The sequence below is a fragment of the Pedobacter terrestris genome (assembly GCF_052343045.1).
Taxonomy (GTDB): Bacteria; Bacteroidota; Bacteroidia; order Sphingobacteriales; family Sphingobacteriaceae; genus Pedobacter.
Genome location: NZ_CP180264.1, coordinates 2,047,243 through 2,073,669, shown reverse-complemented (window position 1 = coordinate 2,073,669; position 26,427 = coordinate 2,047,243). Strand labels below are relative to the sequence as shown.

Below are 26,427 nucleotides of genomic sequence, written 5' to 3'. Positions count from 1 at the left end.
TTAAAATTTGGTCATGTTTAAATTGGCCAACCGGGCATAAATTTCCATAATCCCGGCTTGCATTAATAGTGATTTTTCTTTTCCACGCCCCAGCAGATTTTGCTCATCTCGTTCTTCTTTCCACACACGTTCTGCATCGTCTACGATAAATTTTATGCGTTGCGGATTTTTTTCTACGCGATAAAGTTCTTCATATCCGCGAAGCAAAACGGCATTAAACCAGTAATGATCCGGAAGTTTTTGATCTTTATAAAAATGTTTTTCAGCAGCTGAGGCAATTGTTTGTGCTTCAGTAAGGTATTTCTGTTCCTTTGTAATTTGATACAACAAAACATTTGCCTGCAACATTGTCCCGGTATTGTATGTATAAGTGCCGTAACCTATTTTACCGGTTTTAACAGAAACTGCATCCCAAAATACTCCATTTTCTGAGCGTAAGTTTTTGGTTGTCCAGTTGTAAACCAGCAAACCAGTATCTAAATATTTTTTCTCTTTTGTGATCTTGTACAATTGCAGCGAAATTAGAATATTTGGCCCATTTGAACAGGTATTTTTTGATTCTTTTTTATCCTCTTGCCAGTACAATCCGCCGCCAAGCACGTCATCATAGCCCGTTAACAGCCAAGTATAAATTTCTTTCGCTTTTTCTAAATAAAATTTATTTTTGGTGCGTTTAAATGCATCTAAGTACGCAATTGCAATCCATTGATTGTCATCATAAAAACGAGAACTTTTTTTAATGTATGACATGTAACTTGGTGCAGGCGCTTCTTTAGTATAATAATGTTCAATTGCTTTTTGAACGGGGCTCATATAATTTCCTTTCTGCAAAACTTCCATTTCATTCGCCGACTGAATCAGCGCGCAAAGTGGCCATAGATAAGAATAAGGATTTTCATGTCTACCGATATGTTCCAGATAAAGTCCGTTTTTCGGATCGCGAAGTAATGAATTGATATTCTTATCAATGATGTTTACGCGTGCCTGATATTCTTTTTTAGAAGTTTGTCCAAAACTTTGGCTGAAAGAAACCAGCGCGATAGTAAGACTAAAGAGAGATGCTTTTATAAATTTCATATGAGGTTTTAGAGTTTAATCAGTCTGGCTACATAACCGCCGCCCGTTGTCATATTGATTTTCAATTTTGTATTGCGATTAACCTCAAGCGTTTTTTGCTTAAAATCTTTTGCATTTTTATCTGCATTTGGACCATCCTCCCAGATCAACATTTTATATTTTCCTGCCGGAAGAAAGTCCAGTTTCAGGTCTAATTCTCTTGCTGTCCAGTCTGTCATCGCACCGATATACCAATCTTCGTTTTTTGCCTGGCGTGCAATGGCCACATAGTCGCCAACTTTTGCATCAAGCGGAACGGTTTTTTTCCAAATGCTTGGAACCGATTTCAAAAATTCCATTGCTTCTGGCTCTCTGTAGTAGTGCGTTGGCATGTCGCAAAGCATTTGCAGTGGACTTTCAAACACAACATACATGGCCAGTTGGTTGCATCTGGTACCCAATGTCATCGGTTCTGATGGTACTGCAGCAAAAGTATTATTCTGTGCATTAAGCATGCCGCCGGGTGTAAAATCCATCGGCCCTGCCGCCATTCTGATAAAAGGAATTGTTGTGGTATGATCAGGCGTAATTAAATTGGCAAACTTACTGATTTCATTACCTAAAACACCTTCTGAGGTCACCACATTCGGATATGTACGAATCCAACCCGTAGGTTTATACGCGCCGTGAAAATCGACCATCATTTTTCTTTTCGCAGCTGCGCGGGCTACTTTTTCATAGTAGTTGACCATGTCTTGATCATCGCGCTGCATAAAATCAACCTTTATTCCTTTGATACCCCATTTTTGAAAAATATCCAGTGCTTTGTCTAATTGCCGATCCAAAACAAGCCAGCTTGTCCAGAGTATTAAATCTACATTTTTGCTTCTGGCATATTTTGCCAATTCCTCCACATCTATACCTTTACTTTGATCCATCAGATCTTCCGTGTTACACCAACCTTCATCTAACAAAACGTACTCAATTCCATATTTGGAAGCAAAATCAATATAGTATTTGTAGGTATCGTTATTAATACCTGCTTTAAAATCTACACCATAAATATTGTTGTAATGCCACCAATCCCATTGCACTTTTCCGGGTTTTACCCAATCAAAGTTTCCATTGTCTGGTTCTGCAAGCTGATAAACCAATTGGTTGTTTAAAATTTCCCGATCTTCGCTGCTAATCATTAAAATCCGCCACGGAAAATCTTTCCGCCCAGATAGCGCTGCAATAAATGCATCTCGCGTTAGCACATGTTCTTCCCTATCTCCTTTAATTTGTTTGCTTTGGGGATGATTCGGAAAAACAGCCTCAATCTGGTTATTTCCACCGCGAATCCACATTCCGGCATAATTCCACAAATTCGATTCTGTAAGGATGATTTTTGTTCCTTCAACATCAAAAAGCGCGGGTAAACTGGCCAGTTTGCCAGAATCAATCTCTGCAAGCGGGTAATTTTTATATTGGCGTTCATTGTGAGAAAAGAAACCCTCTTCTTGAGGAAACAGCGAAGTTGCTGCAGTGTTAAAATTAAAATTTGCAGTTTCTGAATTGATGTGATAATTGCCTTTCAATTCGCTAATCCAACGCCAGGCTACGCCGTTGTCAAATGCGCGCCATTCTAACGACAATCCGTTCTGGAATTGGATGGTTAAAGCATTATAATGATCGTCAATCGTTTCTGATTTTACCCAAACCACCGGTTTCAAAACCTCATTGACAAACCTTTTTGCAGTTTTTTTAACTTTCCAACCGGCTGATTGTTTCTGATCTGTGGTCAATTCAATTAAAGATGGACTTATCAGCGTTTTGCCATTCTTTTTTACGGCGTACAGAATCTGTTTCCGGATAACCAGATTTATGGTGATTTCTTTATTCGGAGACTGAAGCTGAAACTGCTGCGCTTGAACAAAACCTGCAGAAAAAATCAGCAGAGCAAACATGAATATAGTTTTAATCCAAGGCATGATTATTATAATTTAATTTCCGGTGGCTAAAAAGCATCTGCCCGGAATATCACGGGATTTTTAATGCGGATTTTGGTTAGCACTGAACAAATATTATTAAAATAAAATGAACATCAAAATCTAAAAAGTCAATTTCTGGTTTCCTAAATCGATTTTTGTCATCGTATTTAATTTATTACAGTACAGTCGTACATTTTGTTAAATTCTTTAATAAAATTCTGTTTTTAGAGAATCTGATCTGTTGTAACCAATTGCCTGAAGTTAACCGGACTTAACTTTCTTCTGGTTTTAAAGAAGTTAGACAAATGGCTTTCGTCTGTAAAACCGAACTCAGCAGCAATTTCTTTCAAAGTATGTGTAGCCAATAAAATCCGCTTTTCAATCAGTTTGGTTCGATATTCATTGATATACTCGCGGTAACTCACTTCAAAATTGTGTTTAAAATACCGACTGAAATACGTTTCAGCAATGTTAAATCTAGTCGCGATATTTTTCACCTGTATTTTCTGCGGATTGTAGATATTTTGATGGATATAAGAAATCATATCTTCCCGATCCAGGCGATTAAATGGTACCTGAAGATCAAATTTTGAAACCGCTTCTTTAATCAAACCAAAAACAGAAAGAATTAAATAATACATTAACGGAGAAGTTGCAATATCTCTCCGGCAATTGTAAGCTACAATATTCTCTATCGTACTTCGCAAAATGGAAACGCAAGGCTCATCCATCTTTAGTTTTACTTCTTTAAGCAGTTTGTTGCGCATAATATCTTCTGGAGAAGAAAGCAAAAATGCATCCGGGCTATTCAGTTTATGGTCTTTAAAATAACTGTCAGTAAACTTGATGAATGTAAAACGCGTACATTTTTTTATTTCGAAATTATGCAGGTCTTCAGGTGATATGACAAATAAATCTCCTGACCGATATGGAATCTGATTGTGGTTTAAATGATGTATTCCACTGCCTTTATGAATATAAATCAACTCGTAATATGTGTGGCTATGTATAGGCAAATGAAAGGTTTTTTCAACAAAATCGTGAATCATCAACGGATCGAACTGCGTTCTCTTCATAACTCAAAACTACAAGTATTTAACGTGTATCTACATCTGATAAAAACAATATAGTCTATAGATTTGTGATTGTTACCGAAATAAAACAATTACCATGAGAAAAATAGCCTACATTTTAACCTTTACCGTTGCAGCTGCCTTATGCCTCTCTGCCTGCAAAAGTACATCAGAAAAACAAACTGAATCCGCTACCCTACTTACACACCTCACATTAATTGATGGAAATGGTGGTGAACCTGTACAGAATGCAATGATTCTGATTCAGGGCGATACAATTGCCGCAATTGGTACCAATTTGGACAGCAATAACGTAAACATTGTTGATCTAGGAGGCAAAACCGTTTTGCCTACGTTAATCAGTGCGCATGTGCATATCGGCGCGCTTAAAGGCACCGAAACTAAACCCGAATTTTATACAAGGGAAAACATTTTACGTCAGTTAAAGCAATACATGGATTACGGCGTAGGCAATGTTATGGTGATGGGTACAGACCGTCCGATGTTATTTGAATCTGGGCTTCGAGATTCTTCGGCAATCGGCGAATTATCTGGCGCTAGAATCCATAGTGCGGGATATGGATTCGGTGTTAAAGATGGTGGACCACCAGTTGAATTTGCCATGGATCGTGTGTTTAGACCCACCCATCCAAATGAAGTTCCTGCAAAATTCGATAGCCTTCAGAAAGTAAAACCAGAAATCGTAAAAATGTGGGTAGATGATTTCCTCGGTGACCGTAAGAAGATGGATCGTGATGTATATAAAGCCATTATTAACGAAGCGCACAAACGCAATTTACGAGTCGCCGCGCATGTATATTACTTATCAGATGCGCAGCAACTTGTTGCTGATGGGGTGGATCTTTTTGGCCACAGTATACGCGATAAGGTGATTGACGATGCTCTCGTTGCGGCGATGAAACTAAAAAACGTGGCGTACATTCCAACATTATCACTGGATGAATTTGCCTATATCTACGCCAGTAAACCAGTCTGGATAAATGATCCGTTCTTTAAAAATTCACTGGAACCGGGCGTATATGAAATGATTACTTCAGATAAATTTCAGCAGGATTTAAAAAACAGTCCGAAATTCGCCATCAATGTTAAAGCATTTGATACCGCACTCATTAATCTCAAAAAATTATTTGATGCCGGAATATTAGTCGCCATGGGAACAGATAGTGGTGCAATGCCAATCCGCGCGCAAGGTTTTAGCGAACATCTGGAACTGGAACTACTTGTACAAGCAGGTTTAACACCGCTAGAAGCCATAACGGTTGGTACTAAAAATGCAGCAAAAGTGTTGAACATTGATAAACGGTTTGGTACAATAGAAAAAGGCAAAATTGCAGATTTACTTATTGTTGATCAAAATCCAACCGACGATATTAAAAACACCAGAAAAATCTTTGCTGTATATAAAAGCGGAAAAGAAGTGAGTAAAGGCCCGTTAAACAAACAATAACATTAAACTTAAATCTCTTATCGGAGCTTTAAGTACAATAAAATTAATCAACAGTGAAAAATAGCGTTGATCTGCCTGATCATCGATATTAACAAGAACAAAAAACAACTTCATCATATAATAAAATACAATTATGGAATATAGACAATTAGGCGCATCGGGCTTAAAGGTACCGGTGTTAAGCTTCGGCACAGCGACTTTCGGTGGTGGCGATGAATTTTTTCAGGCTTGGGGAAGTACTCAGGTAGAAGAAGCGAAAAGATTGGTAGACATTTGTCTGGATGCCGGAGTCAATTTTTTCGATACCGCCGATATTTACTCTCAGGGACTTGCGGAAGAAGTTTTGGGTAAAGCCATTGCAGATAAACAACGGGATAAATTGCTGCTTTCTACAAAAAGCACTTTTACTTTTGGCGATGGCCCCAACAACCAGGGTTCGTCCAGATTTCACATCTTAAAACAAGTTGAGGGCAGTTTGAAACGATTAGGAACGGATTACATCGATATTTATCATATGCATGGATTTGACGGAAATACGCCCGTTGAAGAAACTTTGCGTACGCTTGATGATTTGGTACAAACTGGTAAAGTGCGTTACATTGCGGCTTCTAATTTTTCAGGTTGGCATTTGATGAAATCACTGGCTACGTCAGAAAAATATGGATGGAATAAATATGTTGCCCATCAGGTTTATTACTCACTGGCCAATCGCGAATATGAATGGGAATTAATGCCACTAGGTTTAGATCAAAACGTGGGTGCAATTGTCTGGTCGCCCTTGTCTGCCGGTCGTTTAGGCGGAAAATACGGAAGAAACAAGCCCTTACCGAAAGATAGCCGGGTTGCACAAGGCGGAAGTCCTGTTCCAGAAATGGTTGTTAAAGAAGAAATCTTTTACAATACTGTAGACGTATTGCACGAAATTGCCGAAGAAATAGAAAAAACGGTTGCACAAGTTGCGCTAAATTGGTTATTGCAACGTCCAACAGTATCGAGCTTAATTATTGGCGCTCGTAATGAAGAGCAGTTGAAACAAAACTTAGGCGCTGTTGGCTGGAATTTAACTACAGAACAGATTAAGAGATTGGATGAAGCGAGTGAGGTACCAACAATTTATCCTTATTGGCACCAATGGCAGAATAAAACATTGAATCCAACACCGAAATTTTATTAAAATAAGGAAACTTCGTATCGCGGGAAAGAAACGGAGAAGCAATCGTTACGGATGTGAATAAATAAAAGATTGCTTCAACCCTTCACACTAAATCCACGCTTCTGTTCGCAATGACGGGTCATCTTATTTCGTCATTGCGAATTTTCTGCCCTTCCCGTCATTGCGAGGAGGCACGACAGCCTGCACCGACTTTTCGGGAAAGTAATCTGTTCTATAGCATTCGTTAAATAAATCTTGTTGTATGCTCAATTTATACCTCTACTGAAAGTCGAGGTGACGAACATACACCCTTTACCAATGCACGAAAAGAAAATCTATTTTTGTATCGATTTCAAAACCGCCATCACATCCGCGTCTGCGAAACCTTTTTCCATACCGTCTAAATACGCTTTGTGCATAGATTTTGTTAGTGGAAAATCTGCGCCTTCTTCTATAGCTAAACGCACATCTTTTTCCATCAATTTCAACGCAAAAGCTGGTGGGTATTCGTCATTAATAATTAAAGAAGTTTTAGATTTAGTAAGCGGCCCGCCCAATGCGCCTTCATTGATAATATCCAGCATATCTGCACGAGAAATTCCATTTTGTTCAGCAAATAAAACCGTTTCGGCAAGTCCCAGATACATCAAGGCTACCAAATAATTGATGGCCAATTTCGCTTTGCTACCCACACCAATTGGGCCTAAGAAAACTGATTTTTTCCCTAAAATATTGAAAATGGCTTTTGCTTCTTCAAAATCTTCTATTGTTCCGCTGCCTAAAATAATCAACTGACCATCTGCTGCAGGTTTTGTACTTCCAGACACCGGTGCGCTTACAAAACGCCCGCCAGCAGCATTTGCCCTTTCCATAAGCGTTATTGCTGTGTCTGGTTTAATTGTACTCATATCTACAAAGAGTTTCCCGGTTGCATTTCTTGTAAGTTCCGGATTTGAATAAACTGCCGTAACAGCTGCATCATCAGAAAGCATCGTAAAAATAATATCTGCTTTGCTCAGCAATTCAGAAATACTACCGGCAACAACGGCGCCTGCTTCTGCCAAAACTTTAGTTTTATCTGCCGTTCTGTTATAAACCATTAAATTATGTCCTGCATTTAAAATTCTGGCTGCCATCGGATTGCCCATATTGCCCAACCCAATCCAGCCGATATTTAATTTTTGTTCCATTTTAGTTTCTTAAGATTAAAAGGCACTTCTTTTATGCCAACGGACTAAAATATAAAAAGCAATTCTAAAGCTATGAGAAAGAATTTTTTAATACATTTTAATGAGATTAAAAATCAAAAAACCCGCTGGCAAATGCCAACGGGTCGTTTCACACAGGTATATAATCTAGGGGATGATTATTTCTTAGGTTTGGCAGACATGTAAAAAGTAATTTTACCACCATTTGTAATGTCTGCATGTTTAATAAATGGGCTGGTTAAAAGTTTACCATTTAGCAATACTTTTGAAACGTATACATTTTTATCGCTTTGGTTTAGGACTTCTATAGTAAAGGTTTTGCCGTTTTCTAACGTTAAAATGGCATTTTTGACCGCCGGACTGCCCAATGCGTAAACGTCAGAACCTGGTGATACGGGATAAAATCCCATTGATGAGAACATATACCAGGCACTCATTTGCCCACAATCATCATTTCCACCTAAACCGTCGGCTGTAGGTTTATATTGCATATTTAAAATATGGCGAATTTGTGCCTGCCCGCGCCATTTTTCATCTGTCCAATTGTACAAATATGCTACGTGATGTGCAGGTTCATTTCCATGAACATAGCCGCCAATAATACCTTCGCGGGTGATATCTTCTGTATGTGCAAAAAACTCGTCGGGCAAATGCATACTAAATAAGGTATCTAAGCGCGCTGCAAATTTTTTCTTGCCGCCCATAACTTCAATTAAAGCATCAGGATTGTGCGGAACAAAGAAACTGTAATTCCAGCTGTTTCCTTCTATAAAACCCTGTCCTTCTGTATCTTTAGAATCAAATTTTTCTTTAAAAGTCCCGTTAGCCAGTTTTGGGCGCATGAATCCCGATTTCGGATCGAAATTATTTCTCCAGTTTTCTGAACGTTTAATAAACTCATTATACACATCCATGCGGTTCAGCTTTTTAGCGAGCTGAGCAATGGCCCAATCGTCATACGCATATTCCAAAGTGTTGGAAACCGAAACGCCACTGCGTTCTGCCGGGATATAACCTAAATCCATATAATAACCAATGCCTTCATAATCGCGGTGTTTTGCTGTCGCGATACAAGCATCCAAAGCTTTATTGGCATCGCCATCATATGTGCCTTTAATAATGGCATCAGAAATTACAGAAACGCTGTGGTATCCACTCATACACCAATTGTCATTTGCATAGTGCGACCAGATTGGCAGCATATGTAAACTACTTTGATCATAATGGGCAAGCATCGATTTAACCATATCATTGCTGCGGCCGGGCTGCATAATGTTAAAGAAAGGGTGCAAAGCACGATAAGTATCCCACAAAGAAAAAGTGGTATAATTCGTAAAACCATCTGCCTTGTGCACACCTTGATCTAAGCCTTTATATTCTCCATTTACATCTGTGTAAATTGTTGGATTGATAAATGCATGATATAAAGCGGTATAAAAATTTATTTTATTGTCTTTAGATGTATTTACCTGAATTTTATTCAGTTCTTTATTCCAGTTGTCTTGCGCTTGTGCTTTTACTTTATTAAAATCCCATCCAGATATTTCTGAACGCATGTTTAACAAAGCATTTTCCTGACTTACCGGGGACAATGCAAATTTGATTTTAACTTTTTCACCTTCCTGAGTATCAAAATCAAAATACATTTTCAACTTTTTACCAGCAATTTCAGGGAAGTTTTTATCCTGATTAAATTTGCCCCAGAACCCTCGGTAAGCTTGTTTAGCATCATAGCTCTTACGTCCGTAACTTTTAAATGGCTTAGAGAAACTCATCGCAAAATATACAGTGCGCGTTCTTCCCCAGCCGTTGGTTTGGCGATAACCGGTAACCAAAGTGTCGTTAACTACGCGAACGTAAGTCCACACGGTTTTATCTTCATAATTGTATATTCCGGCCATCAGATCCAGAATAATATGTGATTGATCTGATTTCGGGAAAGTGTATTGATGCAGTCCAACGCGCGTTGTAGCAGTCATCTCGGCGGTGATGTTATCGTCATCAAGTTTTACTTTGTAATAACCTGCTTCAACAACTTCATTTTCATGTTTAAATGCAGAACGATAACCAGATTTTGGATTATCGGATGTGCCGGGATTTAATTGCAATTGCCCTTGCGTTGGCATAATTAAAAAATCGCCAAGATCAGAATGTCCGGTTCCGCTAAAATGAGTATGACTAAAACCTATTATGGTCTTATCTTCATATTTATAACCTGCGCAATATTTGTATACATCGCCATTATATTTTCCATTTACTTCGTACGATAAAGTATCGGTTTCCGGACTCAGTTGAACAGAACCAAAAGGTACGGTAGCACCCGGATAGGTATGCCCCATTTTTGATGTACCGATGATTGGCTTAACATACTGCACCAGATTCTGCTGTGCATTGGCTACAAAACCAGACAAGAGAATACAAGTCAGAATAATTTTTTTAATCATTTGTGTTTAAATTTAGCTTGTTTTTTCAAAATCCTAAGGTATCAAATTAAAGTTAAATGTCAATAAGATTCATCACTAAATCGTTTCAGCAATTAAAAAGATACAAAAGGCAAAGACACAATGCTTTTTACAAGCAACTGACTTGCTCAGGTGAAACTAATTGAAATAAAGCTTATTTTTGTGCTCAGATTTTAAAAATGAGTAAACACGGTAGGATTCTGGTAGCCATGAGTGGCGGGGTTGATAGTTCTGTAGCAGCAGTAATGTTACATGAACAAGGTTATGAAGTGATTGGTTTAACCATGAAAACATGGGATTATGCAAGCTCTGGTGGCAGCAGTAAGGAAACCGGATGTTGTTCTTTAGATAGCATTAACGATGCCCGGACTTTGGCTGTAAATTATGGCTTCCCACATTATATTTTAGATATCCGCGATGAATTTGGCGATTATGTAATCGATAATTTTGTGGACGAATACTTGGCAGGAAGAACACCAAACCCTTGCGTTTTATGCAATACACACATCAAATGGGAAGCACTTTTAAAGCGTGCCAATAAACTGGATTGCGAATTTATTGCAACCGGCCATTACGCCAATATCCGTTTACAGGACAGCGGTAGATATGTAATTTCTAAAGGAAAAGACGAAAACAAAGACCAATCTTATGTGCTTTGGGGCGTTTCTCAGGAAAATCTTTCGCGCACGAAATTTCCATTAGGCAGTTTTGCCAAATCTGAAATCAGACAAATGGCATTAGACATGGGACAGGAAGAACTGGCAAAAAAATCTGAAAGTTATGAAATTTGTTTTGTCCCGGATAATGATTACCGTGCGTTTTTAAAACACAAAGTTGAAGATTTAGAGCAGAAAGTGGCTGGTGGTAACTTTATACTCAGTAATGGTATGGTAGTTGGCCAGCATAAAGGTTATCCGTTTTACACAATTGGCCAGCGTAAAGGTTTAGGTGTGGCTTTTGGCGAGCCAATGTTTGTTACACAAATTTTGCCAGAAAGTAATACAGTGGTTTTGGGCCGTGCGGACGAGCTTGAACGCCGTGAAGCAATGGTGAGAAATGTAAATTTGGTAAAATATGCCAACATTGAAGAACCAATGAATGATGTGATTACAAAAATCAGGTATAAAGATGCAGGTATGCTCAGTACAATTGTTCAGGAAAAACAAAATATGCGCGTTGTATTTGATCACGCAGTTTCTGCAATTGCACCAGGCCAATCGGCTGTTTTCTATGAAGGAAATGACCTTTTAGGAGGCGGTTTCTTAATGTAAATGATTTCTTTTTGTACAGGTGCAGGTTGTTTGCCATTGTAAGATGCTAAACGACCTGTTTTAATGTACAGGCAAAGTAAACCAGAAGGTGCTGCCTTTCCCCGCTTCACTTTCTACACCAATTTCTCCGCCATGTTGTTTTACAATTTGTGCACTGATGTACAGGCCTAACCCTAAACCAGAAAACTGAACTCCAGAATAATCTGAACGGAAATACCGTTCAAAAATATGTGGAAGCTTTTCTTTTTCGATACCTGGCCCAAAATCAACGACTAAGATTTTAGCATTGTCGCCTTCTTTTAGCACTTCAATATTTATTTCAAGTGTATTTACAGCATACTTAATCGCGTTGTTGACAATATTGACAACAACCTGGTTAATCTTCTGTTCATCTGCGTAGATTTCTAAATCTAAATCGCCCCTTACATTAATTTTGTGGTTTCCGCCAAGCATTAAACTTTCGCAACAATCATTCACCATATCCGCAATACGGAACTTGCTTTTCTTTAAACGCAGCTGACCTTGAGAAATCCGGTTTACATCTAAAAGATCATTTACAAGATTGGTCAGTTTGGTTAAACTTTTACCCGCCTGCTCAATTAAAATCCCCATTCGTTCCTGGCTTTGAGCAGTTCTTGCACGTTCCAATAATTGCATTGCTGCTTTCAGACTGGTTAAAGGTGTTTTCAGTTCATGACTGGCTACGCTGATAAATTCATCTTTTTGTTGCAACAACAATCGCCTGTGGGTTACATCCATTAATGTAATCACACCACCTTCAGAAATACCCTCGCTGTTTAACAATGGTGCGGCATTTAGTGAAATATAAAAGCGTTCGCCATTCTCGCGTTCAATTGCAATTTCCTGATCATAAATGGCCTGATTTTTCAAAATCATGAGTGATATCGGATGGTCCCAATCAGAAATTGGCGTACCATCAATATGGAAGTTTTTCCAGGTTTCACTTTGTATAATGTTGCGCCCAATTACGTCATCGAGCTGAAAAATGCCCATTGCCATTTCATTGGCATAAGCTAAGTTCAAATTGCGGTCAACAATCAGCACACCTTCTGCCATGGTGTCCAGAATATTCTGCAACCGCCCTTCATTTTCGGCAAGATGCTGGTTTGCTTCTATCTTTTTATTGTGCTCTAAAATATTGGCTAACCTGAGTTCTACCTGATCCATTGCTACTTTTGCCAGGGCAGTTAGTTTTTCGCAATCAGAATAACTGAAACTTCTTGGTTTGGTATCAATCAAACAAACTGTGCCCACAATGTAACCATCGGTAGATACCAATGGTGCAGCAGCATAAAAACGAATGCCAAATGGACCATGAACATATGGATGTTTGAGCAAACGCTCATCTAAAGATGCATCTTCAAAAATGGTCATTTCAGATTCCCAGATTGTTAAGGCACACAAACTTTGATTTCGTTCTACTTTATTCAGATCTTTTGGAATACCAGAACTTGCCTTTACAAATTCAAACTCTTCATCTACAAAAGATATGTGCGCGATGGGGCACTCGAACATCGTAACCGCTAAATCTACAATCCCATCAAAGGCTTTTTCGTTTTCAGTATAAAGTATCTTGTAACGTTTTAATGCCGCCACTCGTTCTGCGTCATTTTCAGGAATTATATTGAAAGAATATGCACTCTCCATTTGTCAGGTAATGATCTGTGGGCTAATGTATATATAATTCGGAATATCACAAATAAATATTAAAACTGAATGAAAAAATGCACAAACTAAACAGAGTGCCACTTTTAATGATTTTTACTTGGTTAAAACTTGGCTAAAATAAAAAGCAAAACCCCTTGTTACTGCGGTATCAAGGGGTTCTGATGATGCTTTTGAAAGTGTTTATATTTCATTGCTGTATACCGAGCGAATCGCATCACGCAAGTTGTATTTGGAAGCCATTACTTCGCCATAAGCTCCGGCACTGCGAATGGCAAATAAATCGCCACGGAAAGATTCTGGTTGCTCTAACTCTTTACCAAAACAGTCTGTACTTTCGCAAATTGGACCAACAATATCGTATTTCACCAATTGATCTGCCGAAGCCGTATTTCTGCTAATATTTTCAATTTTGTGATAAGCCTGATATAGGGCCGGGCGCATCAATTCTGTCATTCCTGCATCCAAAACCACAAAATTTTTCTTTTTACCGTTTTTAATGTATAAAACTTTAGAAATTAAAGCAGCAGACTGGCCTACTAAAGCACGTCCTAATTCAAAATGAACTTCTTGATTGGGTTTAATTTCTAAGAAATCTTTAAAAATTTTAAAATAAGAATCAAAATCCGGGATTTGTTGATCGGGATTGTAATAGTCGATTCCAAGTCCACCGCCAACGTTCAATACTTTAACAGGAAGCCCTTTCTCTTCAAACCATGTGGAAAATTCATTTACACGTACGCAAAGATTTTTATAAACATCAAGATTGGTAATCTGTGATCCGATGTGAAAATGAATACCTAAAAAGGTAAGATTTGAGGAAGCTTTAAGAGTATCGACACACGCTTGCAAATCCCACGAATTGATGCCAAATTTATTTTCATCCAATCCGGTGGTAATATTGTGGTGTGTATGCGCATCAACATTTGGATTAATACGAATAGCCACTTGAGCCATTTTACCTTTATTTGATGCAAGCTCATTCAGTACTTCCAGTTCCTGAATAGATTCTACATTGAAACAAAAAATATTCAGGTCAAGTGCTTCGTTAATTTCTTTATCTGATTTTCCTACGCCGGCAAATACAATTTTAGAAGAATCGAACCCAACTTCTATGGCTTTTCTAACTTCTCCTGCACTTACACAATCTGCACCGAAACCAATCTTGTTAATTTGTTGCAACAAAACCTGGTTAAAATTTGCTTTTAAAGCATAATGGATATGAAATTGATACGGTTTAGCAGCATCAGCGCAAGTATTTAGCGTTTTTTGCAACAACTCTGTATCGTAATAGTAAAATGGTGTTTCAAAGTTGGCGAACTTTGATATATCTTTATCGGCGAACATGTTCAAATTCCTTTTTATAATATTAATTCTATTTTTCGGACTGATCTATCTGGGCAACTATCTGGACTGGAAAAATGGACGAATTTCTCAGAAACAATACAATGGCAAAATTAGGTTTACCATACTTTTATTGCTGATCATTATCTTTTTCATATCCTTAAAAAAATGGCTATAGCTGCAGCCCTATTTGTTGTTTTGATTATTTCTGCCGGACTTCTAAATTCCTACAGAAAATACAGAAACGAAATGTTGCCGATAAATTTTCTGTTTACACATATTTTTATCGGCATCATTTTTATTTTAATTTCTTTTTTTCTGCTATTCGAATAATCTGTTGTGCAAGCTTCTTAAAGCTTCTGTTTTATCTCCGCTTAAAATGAGCAGAGATACGTTGTAATTGCTACCTCCGTAAGAAATCATACGGATTGGAATGTGTTTCAGACCATCTAAAACTCTACTAGCGAAACCATGTTTTTCTGAACCAAAATCGCCCACAACACAAACAATACTGTGGTTTGTTTCGACCTCAACGGTGCCAAAAGTTTCCAATTCTGTTTGAATGGCAGATAAATGCGTAGTATCGTCTATTGTCAAAGAAACTGCAACTTCAGAAGTTGTGATCATGTCAATTGGTGTTTTGTAACGTTCGAACACTTCAAAAACACGGCGTAAGAAACCATAAGCCAAGAGCATCCGACTGGATTGAATGCGAATTGCAGTAATGCCATCTTTAGCGGCAATAGATTTGATTTTTCCTTTTTCGCTATCGTAAGTAATTAAAGTACCGGCAGCCTGCGGCTCCATTGTATTTAATAACCGTACCGGAATTTTATATTTCTGCGCTGGAAAAACGGATTGAGGATGCAGAATTTTAGCTCCGAAATAAGCGAGCTCTGCAGCTTCATCAAAAGAAAGCTGGGCAATTGGTTTTGTACCTTTAACAATCCGCGGATCGTTATTGTGCATACCGTCAATATCTGTCCAGATCTGAACTTCTTCGGCTAAAATTGCTGCACCAAGTAACGAAGCAGTATAATCACTTCCGCCACGGCGAAGATTATCTACCTCGCCAAAACTATTGCGGCAGATGTAACCTTGTGTTATAAACAGTTTATTGCCTGCGTTAGCTTCCAAAACGGGCGTTAGATGTTTAGTCGTAAAGGGAATATCCGGTTCATTATCCTCATCTGTTTTCATAAAATCTAATGCCGGCAAAAGCACAGATGCAACGCCGATAGATTTTAAGTAAATATGGTATAAAGTTGTAGACAAAAGCTCGCCTTGAGCCAAAACAACTTTCTCTTCAATTGGTGTGAAAATATCGTTTTCTAATCCCGCAAGGAAAGAAAAATGATAGTCAATAACTTCATTTCCCTGTTCTTGAAACTCACTTTCAGGAAGCAATTCAATTACAAAGTCTTTATATTTCTGATACAGATTAGCGATGCACTCGCTACCCTTCTTCTTATCTCCAGCCAAAAAGTTGTTTGCAATTTCTACTAAACTATTTGTAGTACCGGCCACGGCAGATAACACTACAATCTGTTCTTCATTTGGATTAATGATATCCAACAACTTCGTCATGCGTTCGGGACTACCTACAGAGGTACCCCCAAATTTTAATATTTTCATTTTGTACTGGAATATGTAATTTTTTTTATACTTGTATCGGGGCGTGAAATTAAACAAAAGCGGGGTAAAAGCAACACCATCAACAAAATAAAATTTGGACAGATGAAATAAAAATGCCTTTGTTCCAAACATCCGCCGATTAATATTGTTCAAACGCAGATAATAAATAAAAAAAAAGCTCAATGCAAGCAATTGATGAATCAACGCAGGCCACAATTAACCAATGGCTAAATGGAAATTATGACGAGAATACCAAAGCCGAAATACAGGATTTGGTTGATCAAAATGCAAATACCGAATTGGTAGATGCATTTTATAAAAGTTTAGAATTTGGAACCGGAGGTTTACGCGGAATTATGGGCGCAGGCTCTAACCGCATTAACAAATATACAATTGGTACGGCTACCCAAGGTTTGGCAAATTACCTGAACAATAAATATCCGGGAGAAAAAATAAGTGTAGCTATCGCCCATGATAGTCGCAATAACTCCGATTATTTTGCAAAAATTACTGCTGATGTATTCTCGGCCAACGGAATTTTTGTTTATTTCTTCTCGGCATTAAGGCCAACGCCAGAATTGTCTTTCGCAGTTCGTCATTTCGGTTGTAAAAGTGGTGTAATGCTTACAGCTTCCCACAACCCTAAAGAATATAACGGCTACAAAGCCTATGGCGCAGATGGTGGTCAGTTTACTTCTCCAGATGACAAATTGGTTATTGATGAAGTAAATAAAATCAGCAATATCGACGAAGTGAAGTTTGATCGAATTGAAGCCAATATTCAATTAATTGATGAAGAAGTAGATAAACTTTATCTGGATGGAATTACAGCGCTTTCTATTTCTCCTGAAGCAATCAATCGTCAACACGATCTTAAAATTGTGTTCTCTCCTATTCACGGAACCGGAATTACACTTGTGCCTAAAGCCTTGGAACAATTTGGTTTTACAAATGTGACATTGGTTGAAGAGCAAAGCACACCAGATGGAAACTTCCCAACGGTTGTGTATCCAAACCCTGAAGAAAAAGAAGCGCTAACGCTTGCCATGAAAAAGGCAAAAGAAATTGACGCAGATTTGGTTTTGGCAACCGATCCGGATGCAGACCGTGTAGGAATTGCAGTTAAAGACAACGCTGGCGAATGGGTTTTATTAAATGGAAACCAAACCGGGAGTTTGCTAATTAATTATTTGCTTACTGCCTGGCAAGAAAGCGGAAAACTAGATGGCAATCAGTTTATTGTGAAAACGATTGTAACGTCTAACCTGATTGAAGAAATTGCAAAAAAGAAGAACGTAACCTATTATAATACCTTAACCGGCTTTAAATACATCGGACAACTCATCACTGAACTTCAGGGCGAGAAATATTTTATTGGAGGTGGCGAAGAAAGTTATGGTTATCTGATTGGCGATTTGGTACGCGATAAAGATGCTGTAGTTTCTGCGGCTTTTATTGCCGAAATGACTGCTTTTTATAAAGACAGAGGCAATAGTTTATATGATGCCTTATTGGATATGTATGTAGAATACGGCGTGTATAAAGAAGATTTAGTATCGCTTACTAAAAAGGGAAAAGCTGGTGCCGAAGAAATTAAAGCGATGATGGAAAAATTCAGAAACAATCCTCCTGCAACTTTGGGCGGATCGAAGGTTTCTGTATTAAAAGATTATGAGCTTAGCCAGGAAACAGATCTTTCTTCAGGAAAAGTGACTAAACTGGATTATCCAAAATCTGATGTTTTGCAATTCATTACTGAAGATGGAAGTATTGTTTCTGCACGTCCAAGCGGAACTGAACCTAAAATTAAATTTTACTGCAGTGTGAATGCAGCACTTGCCGAAAGAAAAGATTTCGACACGGTAAATGCAACACTCTCAGACAAAATTAATTCTGTAATGGAAGATTTGCAGGCTTAACAAATATTAAAACAACATTGAAAGCACAGCGGATTGAATCTGCTGTGCTTTTTTTATGGATTCAATTTTTATTTGTCGCAATCATTTTCGTTTGTACATTTGCAACGCAATACAAATGTTCAAAACTGTCCTTATATATTTCTTAGTGGCTTGTACAATATCCAATTGTTACATGCAATTGATTGTATACTCTGGCTACGAGATGAACAAAGCATACATTTCCAGTGTATTTTGTGTAAATAAAACTCATCCCGAAAAGCATTGCGACGGACAATGTTTTCTGGCCAAAAAACTGAAAGATTTGGCCGGAAAAACCAAGCAAGACCAGGAAACACTCAAACGTATTGTGGAAGCTGAACCTCAACTTCAAGTTCTTCAACTTAGCCACAATCGGCATTTCCTCGTTATCGCGGTAGCATCCGGATACTTTGAAAAAGCAGTTCTCAGCTCGTCAATTTCTATATTTCATCCCCCAAAACTGGTTTAGTTAGCCTTTATTTCTGTAAATATTCAGATCGTTTGACAGGTAAAACCAAGTGCAGATCACTACTGCGTTCGTTTTGCCGTAAATATAATTACAGAAACCATTTTAGTTTAAACATTGCTTTTGCATTTGATGCGAATAACGGTGTTTAAATCAATTTCAGCTAAATGATTAACTACATTAAACTTGATATTATGAGAATATTTAATTCGATAATTTTCATCTGTTGCAGCTTGGTTTTCTTCAACGCTTGTAAAACAGAACCCGATACAAAAGCCATTAAAGAAGAGGTTTTAAACATCCACGATCAATTGATGATAGACGGAGAAAAACTCATCAAAAACAAAATGAAACTAGACACGCTATTGTTGAAACTCCCTAAAGACTCTACGGTGCAAAAAGAACAGTTGAGCAGCTTGATTAAACAACTAAATGCCGCCGATGAAAAAATGATGGATTGGATGCATTTTTTTAACGATAATTTTAAAGGTAAAACAGAGCAAGAAGAAATAAATTACTATAAATCTCAAATGGTATCAATCCGTGCCGTAGAAGATGCGTTTATCAAAACCATACGTACCTCAGATTCTGTTTTACATGCAAAACAGATAAAACCAGAAATTAAACAAACACAAACACCAGAAAAACACCATTAATATGAAAACCACAATTATTGCAGCACTTACATTTGGCTTTTGCCTTTGCTTTTCGCAACTCAAAGCAAAACCACCACAAGCAGACACTAAAATCCTACCAAGTGATAGTGTTAAGAAAACCTTAATTGATCCGGTATGTAAAATGAAAGTTAAACCCGGAGCTGATAAAACAGTTGTATATAAGAAAATTACTTATGGTTTTTGCTCTGAAAGCTGCAAGCAAAAATTCAGCAAATCACCAGAACAATACATCAAAAAGTAACAATTTAGAATTGTTGCCCTCTGGCGATCCGGAGGTTGTATATTTACATTTTAAAATAAAAATATGACTTACTTCAAAATATCTGCGGCAGCGATTTTACTTTCTGCTGTTATTTTTACCTCTTGCACACAAGAAAAAAAACTTCCATTTTACGGCGAACGCCACGCTGAAACCGTGAAAGATGCATCTGGAGCAGAAAAAATAGACACCGTTTATCAGACCATCCCAAATTGGTCTTTTCTTAATCAAGATAGTGTAGTTACAACCAATAAAGTAACGGATGGAAAAATTTACATTGCAGATTTTTTCTTTACCTCATGCACAACTATTTGTCCAACCATGCACCGCAATCTGTCTACTGTTTATCAAGATTTTAAAGACAACCCGGATGTTATGTTCATCTCACACACCATAGATTTTAAATACGATAAACCGTCTGCTTTGAAAAAATACGCGCAAAAACTTGGTGTAGACGGTCCAAAATGGCAATTTTTATACGGTACTAAAGACAGTGTATATACACTTGCAGAAAAAAACTATTTAGTTGCCGTTGGTGAAGACAGCACGGCGAAAGACGGCTACATTCATCAGGGATATTTAGTATTGATTGATAAAGACAGACGCATCCGCGGGGCATATGATGGCACAAAAGAAGATCAGGTTGCGCAATTGAAAAAAGACATTCCAGTGTTACTGGCAGAGTATAAAAAGTAAATCTATCAAAAAGCCATTTAGATTTTGGCAGTAACCAAAATTCTAAATGGCTTTTCTAATAAAAAATACATGCGTAAATTCCTTATTATATCGGCATTTTTTATGACGGTAATCGCAGTGATTGTATCATGCCAAAACCAGGAACAAATGGATTTGCAAAATTACATATCAAGCGGGCGAGATATCTATAAAGTGAAATGTCAAAACTGCCACGGCGAAAATGGCGAAGGTTTGGGGCAACTTGCGCCGCCTTTAACCGATAGTTTGTTTCTCCAGACCAATAAACAAAAGCTTGGGTGTTTTGTAAAAAATGGTTTGAGTGACGAGATCACCATTAACGGCAAAGCCTATTCTGAAAAAATGCCTGGTTTCCCGGAGCTTACAGATATTGAGATTGCGCAAACCATTGTTTTTATTACCAATTCTTTCGGCAACAAACAAGGTTTTGTACACTACGAACAAATTTCAAAAGATTTAAAAAACTGCAAATAATTGAGTTTACATAGTATACTTATGCATTAAAAGCCTCATATTTGCGCCAAAATGCAGGTTGTTCTATCGCTGTTCTGAGTAAATCGGGAGAGAGGAAAGTCCGGGCAACACAGGGCGTCTCGCTTTCTAACAGAAAGGGGTTTAGGATTGAAAACCTGAATTACGGAAAGTGCAACAGAAAATATACCGTCTTGATTTATCAGGATAAGGGTGAAAACGTGTGGTAAGAGCACACGAGCATTGCAGGCGACTGCAGTGGTTTGTAAACCCCGGGAGTTGAAAGACCAAATAGGCTAACGCATGTAGGGCTGCCCGTCCGATGTTAGTGGGTAGGTCGATAGAGATAAATGGCAACATTTATAGTAGATTAATGATAGAAACCCGATTTATCGGGAACAAAACCCGGCTTATAGACCTGCATTTTTTTTACTGCCCAAAATTTCCTAGATAAACCTGATGGAAGTGATAGCTCTAATTTTTATTGGGCTAATACGCACAGCAGGACTTTCTGCAACAGCATGCACTGCAATTGCTTCACCCCTATTTTAAAGCTAAATTTATTAAAACCTTTACGGTGTTTTTGCGTTTATAGCCTGGAATATTGTATAAAAAACTATACATTTTTCGGTAAAAACAATATATTCGCATCTAAATAAATATAATCCTGATGGCCAAACTATTAATAATTGATGATGAACGGGCGATAAGAAGTACCTTACGCGAAATTCTGGAGTATGAAAATTACGAGGTAGAAGATATCGATAACGGTATCGACGGCTTGGAAATGATTAAGAAAGGAAATTTCGATCTTGTTCTTTGCGATATTAAGATGAATAAGATGGATGGCATGGAAGTGCTTGAACAGGCGCAGATTTTAAAGCCAGATCTGCCTTTCATTATGATTTCTGGACATGGAACCGTAGAAACAGCAATTGAAGCGAGTAAGAAAGGCGCATTTGATTTCATCTCTAAACCACCTGATTTAAACAGGCTTTTAATTACCGTTAGAAATGGCTTAGACCGTGGAACTTTGGTTACAGAAACCAAAGTTTTAAAACGCAAAGCGAGTAAAACACGTGAAATTCTGGGTCAGTCTGAAAGTATTTCAAAAATTAAAGAAACCATAGAACGTGTTGCGCCTACAGAGGCACGCGTACTGATAACCGGCGCAAACGGTAGCGGTAAAGAATTGGTAGCAAGATGGTTGCATGAAAAATCAAACAGATCTGAAAGCCCTTTAATTGAGGTTAACTGCGCCGCTATTCCATCAGAACTGATTGAGAGTGAGCTTTTTGGCCATGAAAAAGGATCATTCACCTCAGCGGTAAAACAACGCATAGGAAAATTTGAACTGGCCAATGGCGGTACTTTATTTTTGGATGAAATTGGCGATATGAGCTTATCTGCGCAAGCAAAAGTACTGCGCGCGTTGCAAGAACATAAAATTACACGCGTAGGTGGCGAGAAAGAACTTGACGTAAACGTTAGGGTTCTTGCGGCTACAAATAAAGATTTATTGAAAGAAATTGAAGACGGGAATTTCCGTATGGATTTATATCACCGGTTAAACGTGATCAACATACACGTTCCACATTTGACAGAACGAACGGATGACATTCCGGTAATTGCACAAAATTTTCTAGAGAGCATTTGCGGCGACTATGGTATACCGGTAAAACGGATTAATGATGCCGGAATGATTGCTTTACAAAATTTACCGTGGACGGGAAACGTACGCGAGCTTCACAATATGATTGAGCGTTTAATTATCCTGAGCGATAAAATCATTACAGAACATGACGTTAGGGCATTTGCAAACCCTGGCGGCGGTACAAATATTGGTGCCGCAAGCGGCGCACAAATTGCGCAAACCGGCGGGCCTACTTTGTCTTCGTCTTTTGATAGCTTTAACAATTTTCAGGATTACAAAGACCACGCAGAGCGCGAGTTTATAAAATTTAAGTTGGAGAAAAACAACTGGAATGTATCTAAAACGGCCGATGAAATAGATATTCAACGCAGTCATTTATATAGCAAGATTGAAAAATTTGGTTTAAAACGCGCAGAGTAATATCTCTGCTGCTTAAAAACTAAAAAAGCTGGAATATTCATTATTCCAGCTTTTTTTATGCATTAATATTAATTATGACATATAATCGCCCTGGCGCATAAGCAATGCCCTGTATTTGTTAAAAATACCCGTTTTGGAAATCATTCCTATGTATTTATTATTTCTATCTACTACAGGTAAAATCCAAGAATTGGACTGTTCCATTTTTTGTAAAGCATCTTTAACATTATCGGCTTCATTTACCATACCTGGCGCCTGCTGAACCAGATGCGAACCTAAGAGCTGACGTTCGGCTTTGCTTTTCAACACTTCATTAAATAAATCTTCAATGTAGATTATGCCCTTAAAATCGCCAACCTCGTCTGTAACGGCACAGATATTTTTATGCGATTCCAGAATTTCACTGGTTTTAACAGAAATCAAATCTTCCATCAATACCTTTGGATAATTTTTCTCAACAAGATATTTAAGCTTCATCTGGCTTAGCACTGTAGAATCTTTATCTTCATAAGACATCAGTTCGCCTTTATCGGCCAGCACTTTTGTGTAAATGGAGTGTTTTTGTGAACTGCGGTTAATTGCATAAGAAATTGCAGTTGTAATCATTAACGGAACCATAAGGATATAACCGCCAGTAATCTCTGCAATTAAAAATATACCAGTTAACGGCGCATGCATAATTGAACCTAATGCTGCTGCCATACCCGCTACTATAAAATTGGATACATTAAGCTGGGCAAAGCCAGATAAATTAATCAAATAAGCAAATATAAACCCAATTAAGCCACCCATAATTAAGCTGGGCGCAAAGGTGCCTCCATTGCCGCCAGCACCAAGTGTAACCAGAGTGGCAACAGATTTCATAAAAATGGTTACTACTGTAAATAAAACCACTAATGCCGGAATAGAACTGTAATCGGCGAAAATACTATTATTTATTACAGCGTTATAATCACCTTTCAACAGAGAGTTCATCGTGATATATCCCTCACCATACAAAGTTGGAAAAAGAAAAACCAATGCACCCAAAATCAAACCGCCTACGGCGACCTTAGTGTAGGGATGTTTTATTTTGTAAAAGAAACCTTTTACAGCATAGTTCGCTTTGGTAAAATAAATAGAGAACAGCCCTATAAATATAGCCAAAACAACATAATAAGATAAAGCACTTACTTGCCAACCTTCGGTTACCAGAAAAAACAATTGTTGGGTATAAAACAAACGTGCCACAACAGCAGCTGTTGCTGCAGACAATAAAAGCGGAATAAATGCTGGAATAGTAAACTCTGGAAGCAGAATTTCCACAGCGAATACAATTCCGGCCACTGGACTATTAAATGCACCTGCAATTCCGGCGGCGGCACCGCAAGCCACCAACATTGTAACTTCCCGGTAAGATAAGCCTAAAATACGGCCTAAACTAGAACCAATTGATGATCCACTCGTTACAATTGGAGCTTCCAAACCGGTTGAACCTCCAAAACCAACAGTAATTGCTGCGGTAATAATTTGCGAATAAATATTGTGCGCTTCTACTTTACTGGATTTACGAGAAATCGCGTACAATAGCGGCGTTAATCCGGTTTCAAACTTACTTTTCCGGATAAAATACTTGATGTAAAGTACAGTTAACAGTATCCCAATCATTGGAAAAATAAAAAACAAATAGTATTTATATTTCCAATGCCAGTCTGATTGTAAAAACTCTTCTATATGATGTGTTAAACTCTTAAGCGCCGCTGCTGCTACTCCCGCCAAAATCCCAACAATAATCGCCAGGATGACCAAAAAGTTTCTGTTTGAAATCTTAGACTTTCGATACTGGTTAATGGTATCGAGGTAGTTTACAAAGCGGATGTACATGTGGTAAGAATTTAGTGGAGCGCTCGCCGCAAAACTAAGCAAAACTTATCGGCGAGGCAATTCTCAGGCATCAAACTTATCCAATAATTTGATTAAGGTAGCAAAATCTTTAGGGTAAGGTGCTTCAATCTCAATATCCTTACCGTCCAAGCCTTTAAACACCACACGTTTGGCGTGCAGGGCAAATCTTTTCATGATGGGTTGCTCCTCTTCGTCTTTTCCTAATTTGAATCCTTTTTTAATAGCGGAAAGGAAAACAGGTTTGCCACGGTACATATCATCGCCAACAATAGCAGCTTTTTGTGTAGCCAGGTGAATCCTGATTTGGTGCATGCGCCCAGTAATGGGTTTACATTCTACCAGTGTATAATGCTTGTAATATTTTAAAGAATTGAATATAGTTTCTGCACGTTTCCCTTCTGCGCGATCTATTGTTACGTTTTTATTACCAGAATTTAAAATGGGCAAATCTACCAGAAGCTGATCAAAAATTAAATGTCCGTCTACCACTGCATGGTAGGTTTTATTTACTCTTCGTTTTTCAAACTGAATAGATGCATTTCTGTAGGCATCAGAATTTTTAGCGATGATAAGTGCACCTGACGTTTCTTTATCCAAACGATGGCAAACCTGGGCGTCTTCTGTATACTGCCGCGCAAGGCGTAAAACATTTATTTCTCCCGGTGCGGATCGCTCATCCAATGAAGCCAGAAATGGTGGTTTATTTACAACAATGTAATCGTCGTTTTCGAACAGGATTAGATCTTTAAAATTTGGGTACTTCAACAGTAATGTGATTTGATGAAGCGCAAAATTACGATTTATTCGGGAGGAATTGCTCCCCCTTAAAAAGAAAAACACAGTTGATTTGCTTAAAAAATATCAACTGTGTTTAAATATGATTCTCGTCAGAACTAAGCCAGTTCAAACTTATATCCTACACCTTTAACAGTAGATACATAGTTTTCGCCTAACTTTTCGCGCAATTTTCTGATGTGTACATCAATTGTACGGTTGGTTACCACTACAGAATCTTCCCAGATATTTTTAAGAATAGACTCCCGGGTATATACTTTACCAGGTTTTGAAGCCAGAAGATATAGCAATTCAAACTCCTTTTTTGCCAATACAACTTTTTCTCCAGCCTGAAAAACCAAATAGGCTTCGCGATCAATCACAAGATCGCCAATTTCTAGCTTGTTCTCAGAGATTTCTTCCGTACCTGCATTTCTTCTTAAAATGGCGTTAATTCTGCTTACCAAAGCACGCGGCTTAATTGGTTTTGCAATATAATCATCGGCACCTACATTAAAACCAGCAATTTCAGAGTATTCCTCACTCCTCGCAGTTAAAAATACCATAAATGTATTTTTGAATTCGGGAATGGCTCTCATTAAACGGCAGGCTTCAATACCATCCATTTTTGGCATCATTATATCCAGAATTATTAAATCTGGATGAACTTTCTTGGCAACAGAAATGCCCTCTTGTCCGTTAGATGCCAGGAAGACCTGGTAACCTTCTTTTTTCAAATTGTACTCGATTAATTCCAGGATATCTGGTTCATCATCAACAATTAATATTTTCTGACCTGCGTTATTCATGGGTTAAATATTTGTTACGAAAATACTGCACAT

The 26,427-nt window shown here is 38.0% G+C and carries 21 protein-coding genes and 1 other RNA gene; 11 read left to right on the top strand and 11 right to left on the bottom strand.

Translation table 11 applies throughout. The annotated features are described in order from the left end of the window. The 3 genes from ACJVDH_RS08950 to ACJVDH_RS08940 all read right to left on the bottom strand — a co-directional run bounded on the left by ACJVDH_RS08950 (position 1) and on the right by ACJVDH_RS08940 (position 4,105). Positions 1-1,077 carry a glycoside hydrolase family 76 protein gene (locus ACJVDH_RS08950; RefSeq protein ID WP_443947223.1) on the bottom strand — a complete coding sequence of 359 codons (1,077 nt, stop codon included), beginning with the start codon at positions 1,075-1,077 and terminating at the stop codon, positions 1-3. Positions 1,078-1,085: 8 nt separating this feature from the next. Beyond that, positions 1,086-3,029, bottom strand: coding sequence for a glycoside hydrolase family 97 protein (locus tag ACJVDH_RS08945; RefSeq protein WP_443947222.1), 1,944 nt, complete (start codon positions 3,027-3,029; stop codon positions 1,086-1,088). A 224-nt stretch (positions 3,030-3,253) separates the two neighbouring features. Then, the gene (locus ACJVDH_RS08940) at positions 3,254-4,105 is read right to left on the bottom strand and encodes an AraC family transcriptional regulator (RefSeq protein ID WP_443947221.1); all 852 of its coding nucleotides are present in this window, start codon (positions 4,103-4,105) and stop codon (positions 3,254-3,256) included. Between the two features lie 94 nt (positions 4,106-4,199). Between ACJVDH_RS08940 and ACJVDH_RS08935 the strand changes: the two genes are divergently transcribed. Continuing rightward, the gene (locus tag ACJVDH_RS08935; protein ID WP_443947220.1) at positions 4,200-5,570 is read left to right on the top strand and encodes an amidohydrolase family protein; all 1,371 of its coding nucleotides are present in this window, start codon (positions 4,200-4,202) and stop codon (positions 5,568-5,570) included. Positions 5,571-5,703: 133 nt separating this feature from the next. Further along, a complete protein-coding gene (locus tag ACJVDH_RS08930) occupies positions 5,704-6,744 on the top strand; it encodes an aldo/keto reductase (protein ID WP_443947219.1) in 1,041 nt (346 codons plus the stop codon). Between the two features lie 314 nt (positions 6,745-7,058). On the opposite strand, the gene ACJVDH_RS08925 is transcribed toward ACJVDH_RS08930, so the two are convergent. Both ACJVDH_RS08925 and ACJVDH_RS08920 read right to left on the bottom strand, forming a co-directional pair. Further along, complete coding sequence (locus ACJVDH_RS08925) at positions 7,059-7,913, bottom strand: NAD(P)-dependent oxidoreductase (RefSeq protein ID WP_443947218.1); 855 nt, start codon at positions 7,911-7,913, stop codon at positions 7,059-7,061. A gap of 176 nt (positions 7,914-8,089) precedes the next feature. After that, positions 8,090-10,375, bottom strand: a complete 2,286-nt coding sequence (locus ACJVDH_RS08920; protein ID WP_443947217.1) for a GH92 family glycosyl hydrolase — start codon at positions 10,373-10,375, stop codon at positions 8,090-8,092. A 197-nt stretch (positions 10,376-10,572) separates the two neighbouring features. Here ACJVDH_RS08920 and mnmA point away from each other — a divergent pair, with 197 nt between their 5' ends. Beyond that, positions 10,573-11,664, top strand: coding sequence for a tRNA 2-thiouridine(34) synthase MnmA (gene mnmA / locus ACJVDH_RS08915; protein ID WP_443947216.1), 1,092 nt, complete (start codon positions 10,573-10,575; stop codon positions 11,662-11,664). 60 nt (positions 11,665-11,724) lie between these two features. On the opposite strand, the gene ACJVDH_RS08910 is transcribed toward mnmA, so the two are convergent. From ACJVDH_RS08910 to ACJVDH_RS08900, 3 genes are all read right to left on the bottom strand, one after another. Next, positions 11,725-13,332: a GAF domain-containing sensor histidine kinase gene (locus ACJVDH_RS08910; protein WP_443947215.1), complete on the bottom strand. Its 1,608-nt coding sequence runs from the start codon at positions 13,330-13,332 to the stop codon at positions 11,725-11,727. Positions 13,333-13,533: 201 nt separating this feature from the next. Continuing rightward, the gene (lysA, locus tag ACJVDH_RS08905) at positions 13,534-14,697 is read right to left on the bottom strand and encodes a diaminopimelate decarboxylase (RefSeq protein WP_443947214.1); all 1,164 of its coding nucleotides are present in this window, start codon (positions 14,695-14,697) and stop codon (positions 13,534-13,536) included. Positions 14,698-15,015: 318 nt separating this feature from the next. Then, positions 15,016-16,329, bottom strand: coding sequence for an aspartate kinase (locus tag ACJVDH_RS08900; RefSeq protein WP_443947213.1), 1,314 nt, complete (start codon positions 16,327-16,329; stop codon positions 15,016-15,018). A gap of 182 nt (positions 16,330-16,511) precedes the next feature. Between ACJVDH_RS08900 and ACJVDH_RS08895 the strand changes: the two genes are divergently transcribed. The 8 genes from ACJVDH_RS08895 (at position 16,512) to ACJVDH_RS08860 (ending at position 22,927) form a co-directional block, all read left to right on the top strand. After that, on the top strand, positions 16,512-18,248 hold the full coding sequence (locus ACJVDH_RS08895; protein ID WP_443947212.1) for a phospho-sugar mutase: 1,737 nt from the start codon (positions 16,512-16,514) through the stop codon (positions 18,246-18,248). Positions 18,249-18,420: 172 nt separating this feature from the next. Next, positions 18,421-18,735 (top strand): hypothetical protein, encoded by a 315-nt coding sequence (locus ACJVDH_RS08890; protein ID WP_443947211.1) that lies wholly within the window; start codon positions 18,421-18,423, stop codon positions 18,733-18,735. Between the two features lie 191 nt (positions 18,736-18,926). Beyond that, positions 18,927-19,388, top strand: a complete 462-nt coding sequence (locus ACJVDH_RS08885) for a hypothetical protein (RefSeq protein WP_443947210.1) — start codon at positions 18,927-18,929, stop codon at positions 19,386-19,388. 1 nt (position 19,389) lies between these two features. Further along, positions 19,390-19,650 carry a YHS domain-containing protein gene (locus ACJVDH_RS08880; RefSeq protein WP_443947209.1) on the top strand — a complete coding sequence of 87 codons (261 nt, stop codon included), beginning with the start codon at positions 19,390-19,392 and terminating at the stop codon, positions 19,648-19,650. 63 nt (positions 19,651-19,713) lie between these two features. Then, complete coding sequence (locus tag ACJVDH_RS08875; RefSeq protein ID WP_443947208.1) at positions 19,714-20,364, top strand: SCO family protein; 651 nt, start codon at positions 19,714-19,716, stop codon at positions 20,362-20,364. Positions 20,365-20,433: 69 nt separating this feature from the next. Continuing rightward, entirely contained in the window at positions 20,434-20,856 is a 423-nt protein-coding gene (locus ACJVDH_RS08870) for a c-type cytochrome (RefSeq protein WP_443947207.1), read from the top strand. 50 nt (positions 20,857-20,906) lie between these two features. After that, an RNA gene (rnpB, locus tag ACJVDH_RS08865) (RNase P RNA component class A) lies at positions 20,907-21,282 on the top strand. A 241-nt stretch (positions 21,283-21,523) separates the two neighbouring features. Further along, complete coding sequence (locus ACJVDH_RS08860) at positions 21,524-22,927, top strand: sigma-54-dependent transcriptional regulator (protein ID WP_443947206.1); 1,404 nt, start codon at positions 21,524-21,526, stop codon at positions 22,925-22,927. A gap of 72 nt (positions 22,928-22,999) precedes the next feature. On the opposite strand, the gene ACJVDH_RS08855 is transcribed toward ACJVDH_RS08860, so the two are convergent. The 3 genes from ACJVDH_RS08855 to ACJVDH_RS08845 all read right to left on the bottom strand — a co-directional run bounded on the left by ACJVDH_RS08855 (position 23,000) and on the right by ACJVDH_RS08845 (position 26,394). Further along, the gene (locus ACJVDH_RS08855; protein ID WP_443947205.1) at positions 23,000-24,790 is read right to left on the bottom strand and encodes a chloride channel protein; all 1,791 of its coding nucleotides are present in this window, start codon (positions 24,788-24,790) and stop codon (positions 23,000-23,002) included. Positions 24,791-24,853: 63 nt separating this feature from the next. Next, positions 24,854-25,576, bottom strand: a complete 723-nt coding sequence (locus ACJVDH_RS08850) for an RluA family pseudouridine synthase (RefSeq protein WP_443947204.1) — start codon at positions 25,574-25,576, stop codon at positions 24,854-24,856. Between the two features lie 128 nt (positions 25,577-25,704). Next, a complete protein-coding gene (locus tag ACJVDH_RS08845; protein WP_443947203.1) occupies positions 25,705-26,394 on the bottom strand; it encodes a response regulator transcription factor in 690 nt (229 codons plus the stop codon). Between the last annotated feature and the right edge of the window lie 33 nt (positions 26,395-26,427).

What these genes read in the sequence shown, in the direction of transcription:
- ACJVDH_RS08950 (WP_443947223.1), bottom strand. Translation starts at nt 1,077, where the DNA reads ATGAAATTTATAAAAGCATCTCTCTTTAGTCTTACTATCGCGCTGGTT.
- ACJVDH_RS08945 (WP_443947222.1), bottom strand. Translation starts at nt 3,029, where the DNA reads ATGCCTTGGATTAAAACTATATTCATGTTTGCTCTGCTGATTTTTTCT.
- ACJVDH_RS08940 (WP_443947221.1), bottom strand. Translation starts at nt 4,105, where the DNA reads ATGAAGAGAACGCAGTTCGATCCGTTGATGATTCACGATTTTGTTGAA.
- ACJVDH_RS08935 (WP_443947220.1), top strand. Translation starts at nt 4,200, where the DNA reads ATGAGAAAAATAGCCTACATTTTAACCTTTACCGTTGCAGCTGCCTTA.
- ACJVDH_RS08930 (WP_443947219.1), top strand. Translation starts at nt 5,704, where the DNA reads ATGGAATATAGACAATTAGGCGCATCGGGCTTAAAGGTACCGGTGTTA.
- ACJVDH_RS08925 (WP_443947218.1), bottom strand. Translation starts at nt 7,913, where the DNA reads ATGGAACAAAAATTAAATATCGGCTGGATTGGGTTGGGCAATATGGGC.
- ACJVDH_RS08920 (WP_443947217.1), bottom strand. Translation starts at nt 10,375, where the DNA reads ATGATTAAAAAAATTATTCTGACTTGTATTCTCTTGTCTGGTTTTGTA.
- mnmA (WP_443947216.1), top strand. Translation starts at nt 10,573, where the DNA reads ATGAGTAAACACGGTAGGATTCTGGTAGCCATGAGTGGCGGGGTTGAT.
- ACJVDH_RS08910 (WP_443947215.1), bottom strand. Translation starts at nt 13,332, where the DNA reads ATGGAGAGTGCATATTCTTTCAATATAATTCCTGAAAATGACGCAGAA.
- lysA (WP_443947214.1), bottom strand. Translation starts at nt 14,697, where the DNA reads ATGTTCGCCGATAAAGATATATCAAAGTTCGCCAACTTTGAAACACCA.
- ACJVDH_RS08900 (WP_443947213.1), bottom strand. Translation starts at nt 16,329, where the DNA reads ATGAAAATATTAAAATTTGGGGGTACCTCTGTAGGTAGTCCCGAACGC.
- ACJVDH_RS08895 (WP_443947212.1), top strand. Translation starts at nt 16,512, where the DNA reads ATGCAAGCAATTGATGAATCAACGCAGGCCACAATTAACCAATGGCTA.
- ACJVDH_RS08890 (WP_443947211.1), top strand. Translation starts at nt 18,421, where the DNA reads ATGCAATTGATTGTATACTCTGGCTACGAGATGAACAAAGCATACATT.
- ACJVDH_RS08885 (WP_443947210.1), top strand. Translation starts at nt 18,927, where the DNA reads ATGAGAATATTTAATTCGATAATTTTCATCTGTTGCAGCTTGGTTTTC.
- ACJVDH_RS08880 (WP_443947209.1), top strand. Translation starts at nt 19,390, where the DNA reads ATGAAAACCACAATTATTGCAGCACTTACATTTGGCTTTTGCCTTTGC.
- ACJVDH_RS08875 (WP_443947208.1), top strand. Translation starts at nt 19,714, where the DNA reads ATGACTTACTTCAAAATATCTGCGGCAGCGATTTTACTTTCTGCTGTT.
- ACJVDH_RS08870 (WP_443947207.1), top strand. Translation starts at nt 20,434, where the DNA reads ATGCGTAAATTCCTTATTATATCGGCATTTTTTATGACGGTAATCGCA.
- ACJVDH_RS08860 (WP_443947206.1), top strand. Translation starts at nt 21,524, where the DNA reads ATGGCCAAACTATTAATAATTGATGATGAACGGGCGATAAGAAGTACC.
- ACJVDH_RS08855 (WP_443947205.1), bottom strand. Translation starts at nt 24,790, where the DNA reads ATGTACATCCGCTTTGTAAACTACCTCGATACCATTAACCAGTATCGA.
- ACJVDH_RS08845 (WP_443947203.1), bottom strand. Translation starts at nt 26,394, where the DNA reads ATGAATAACGCAGGTCAGAAAATATTAATTGTTGATGATGAACCAGAT.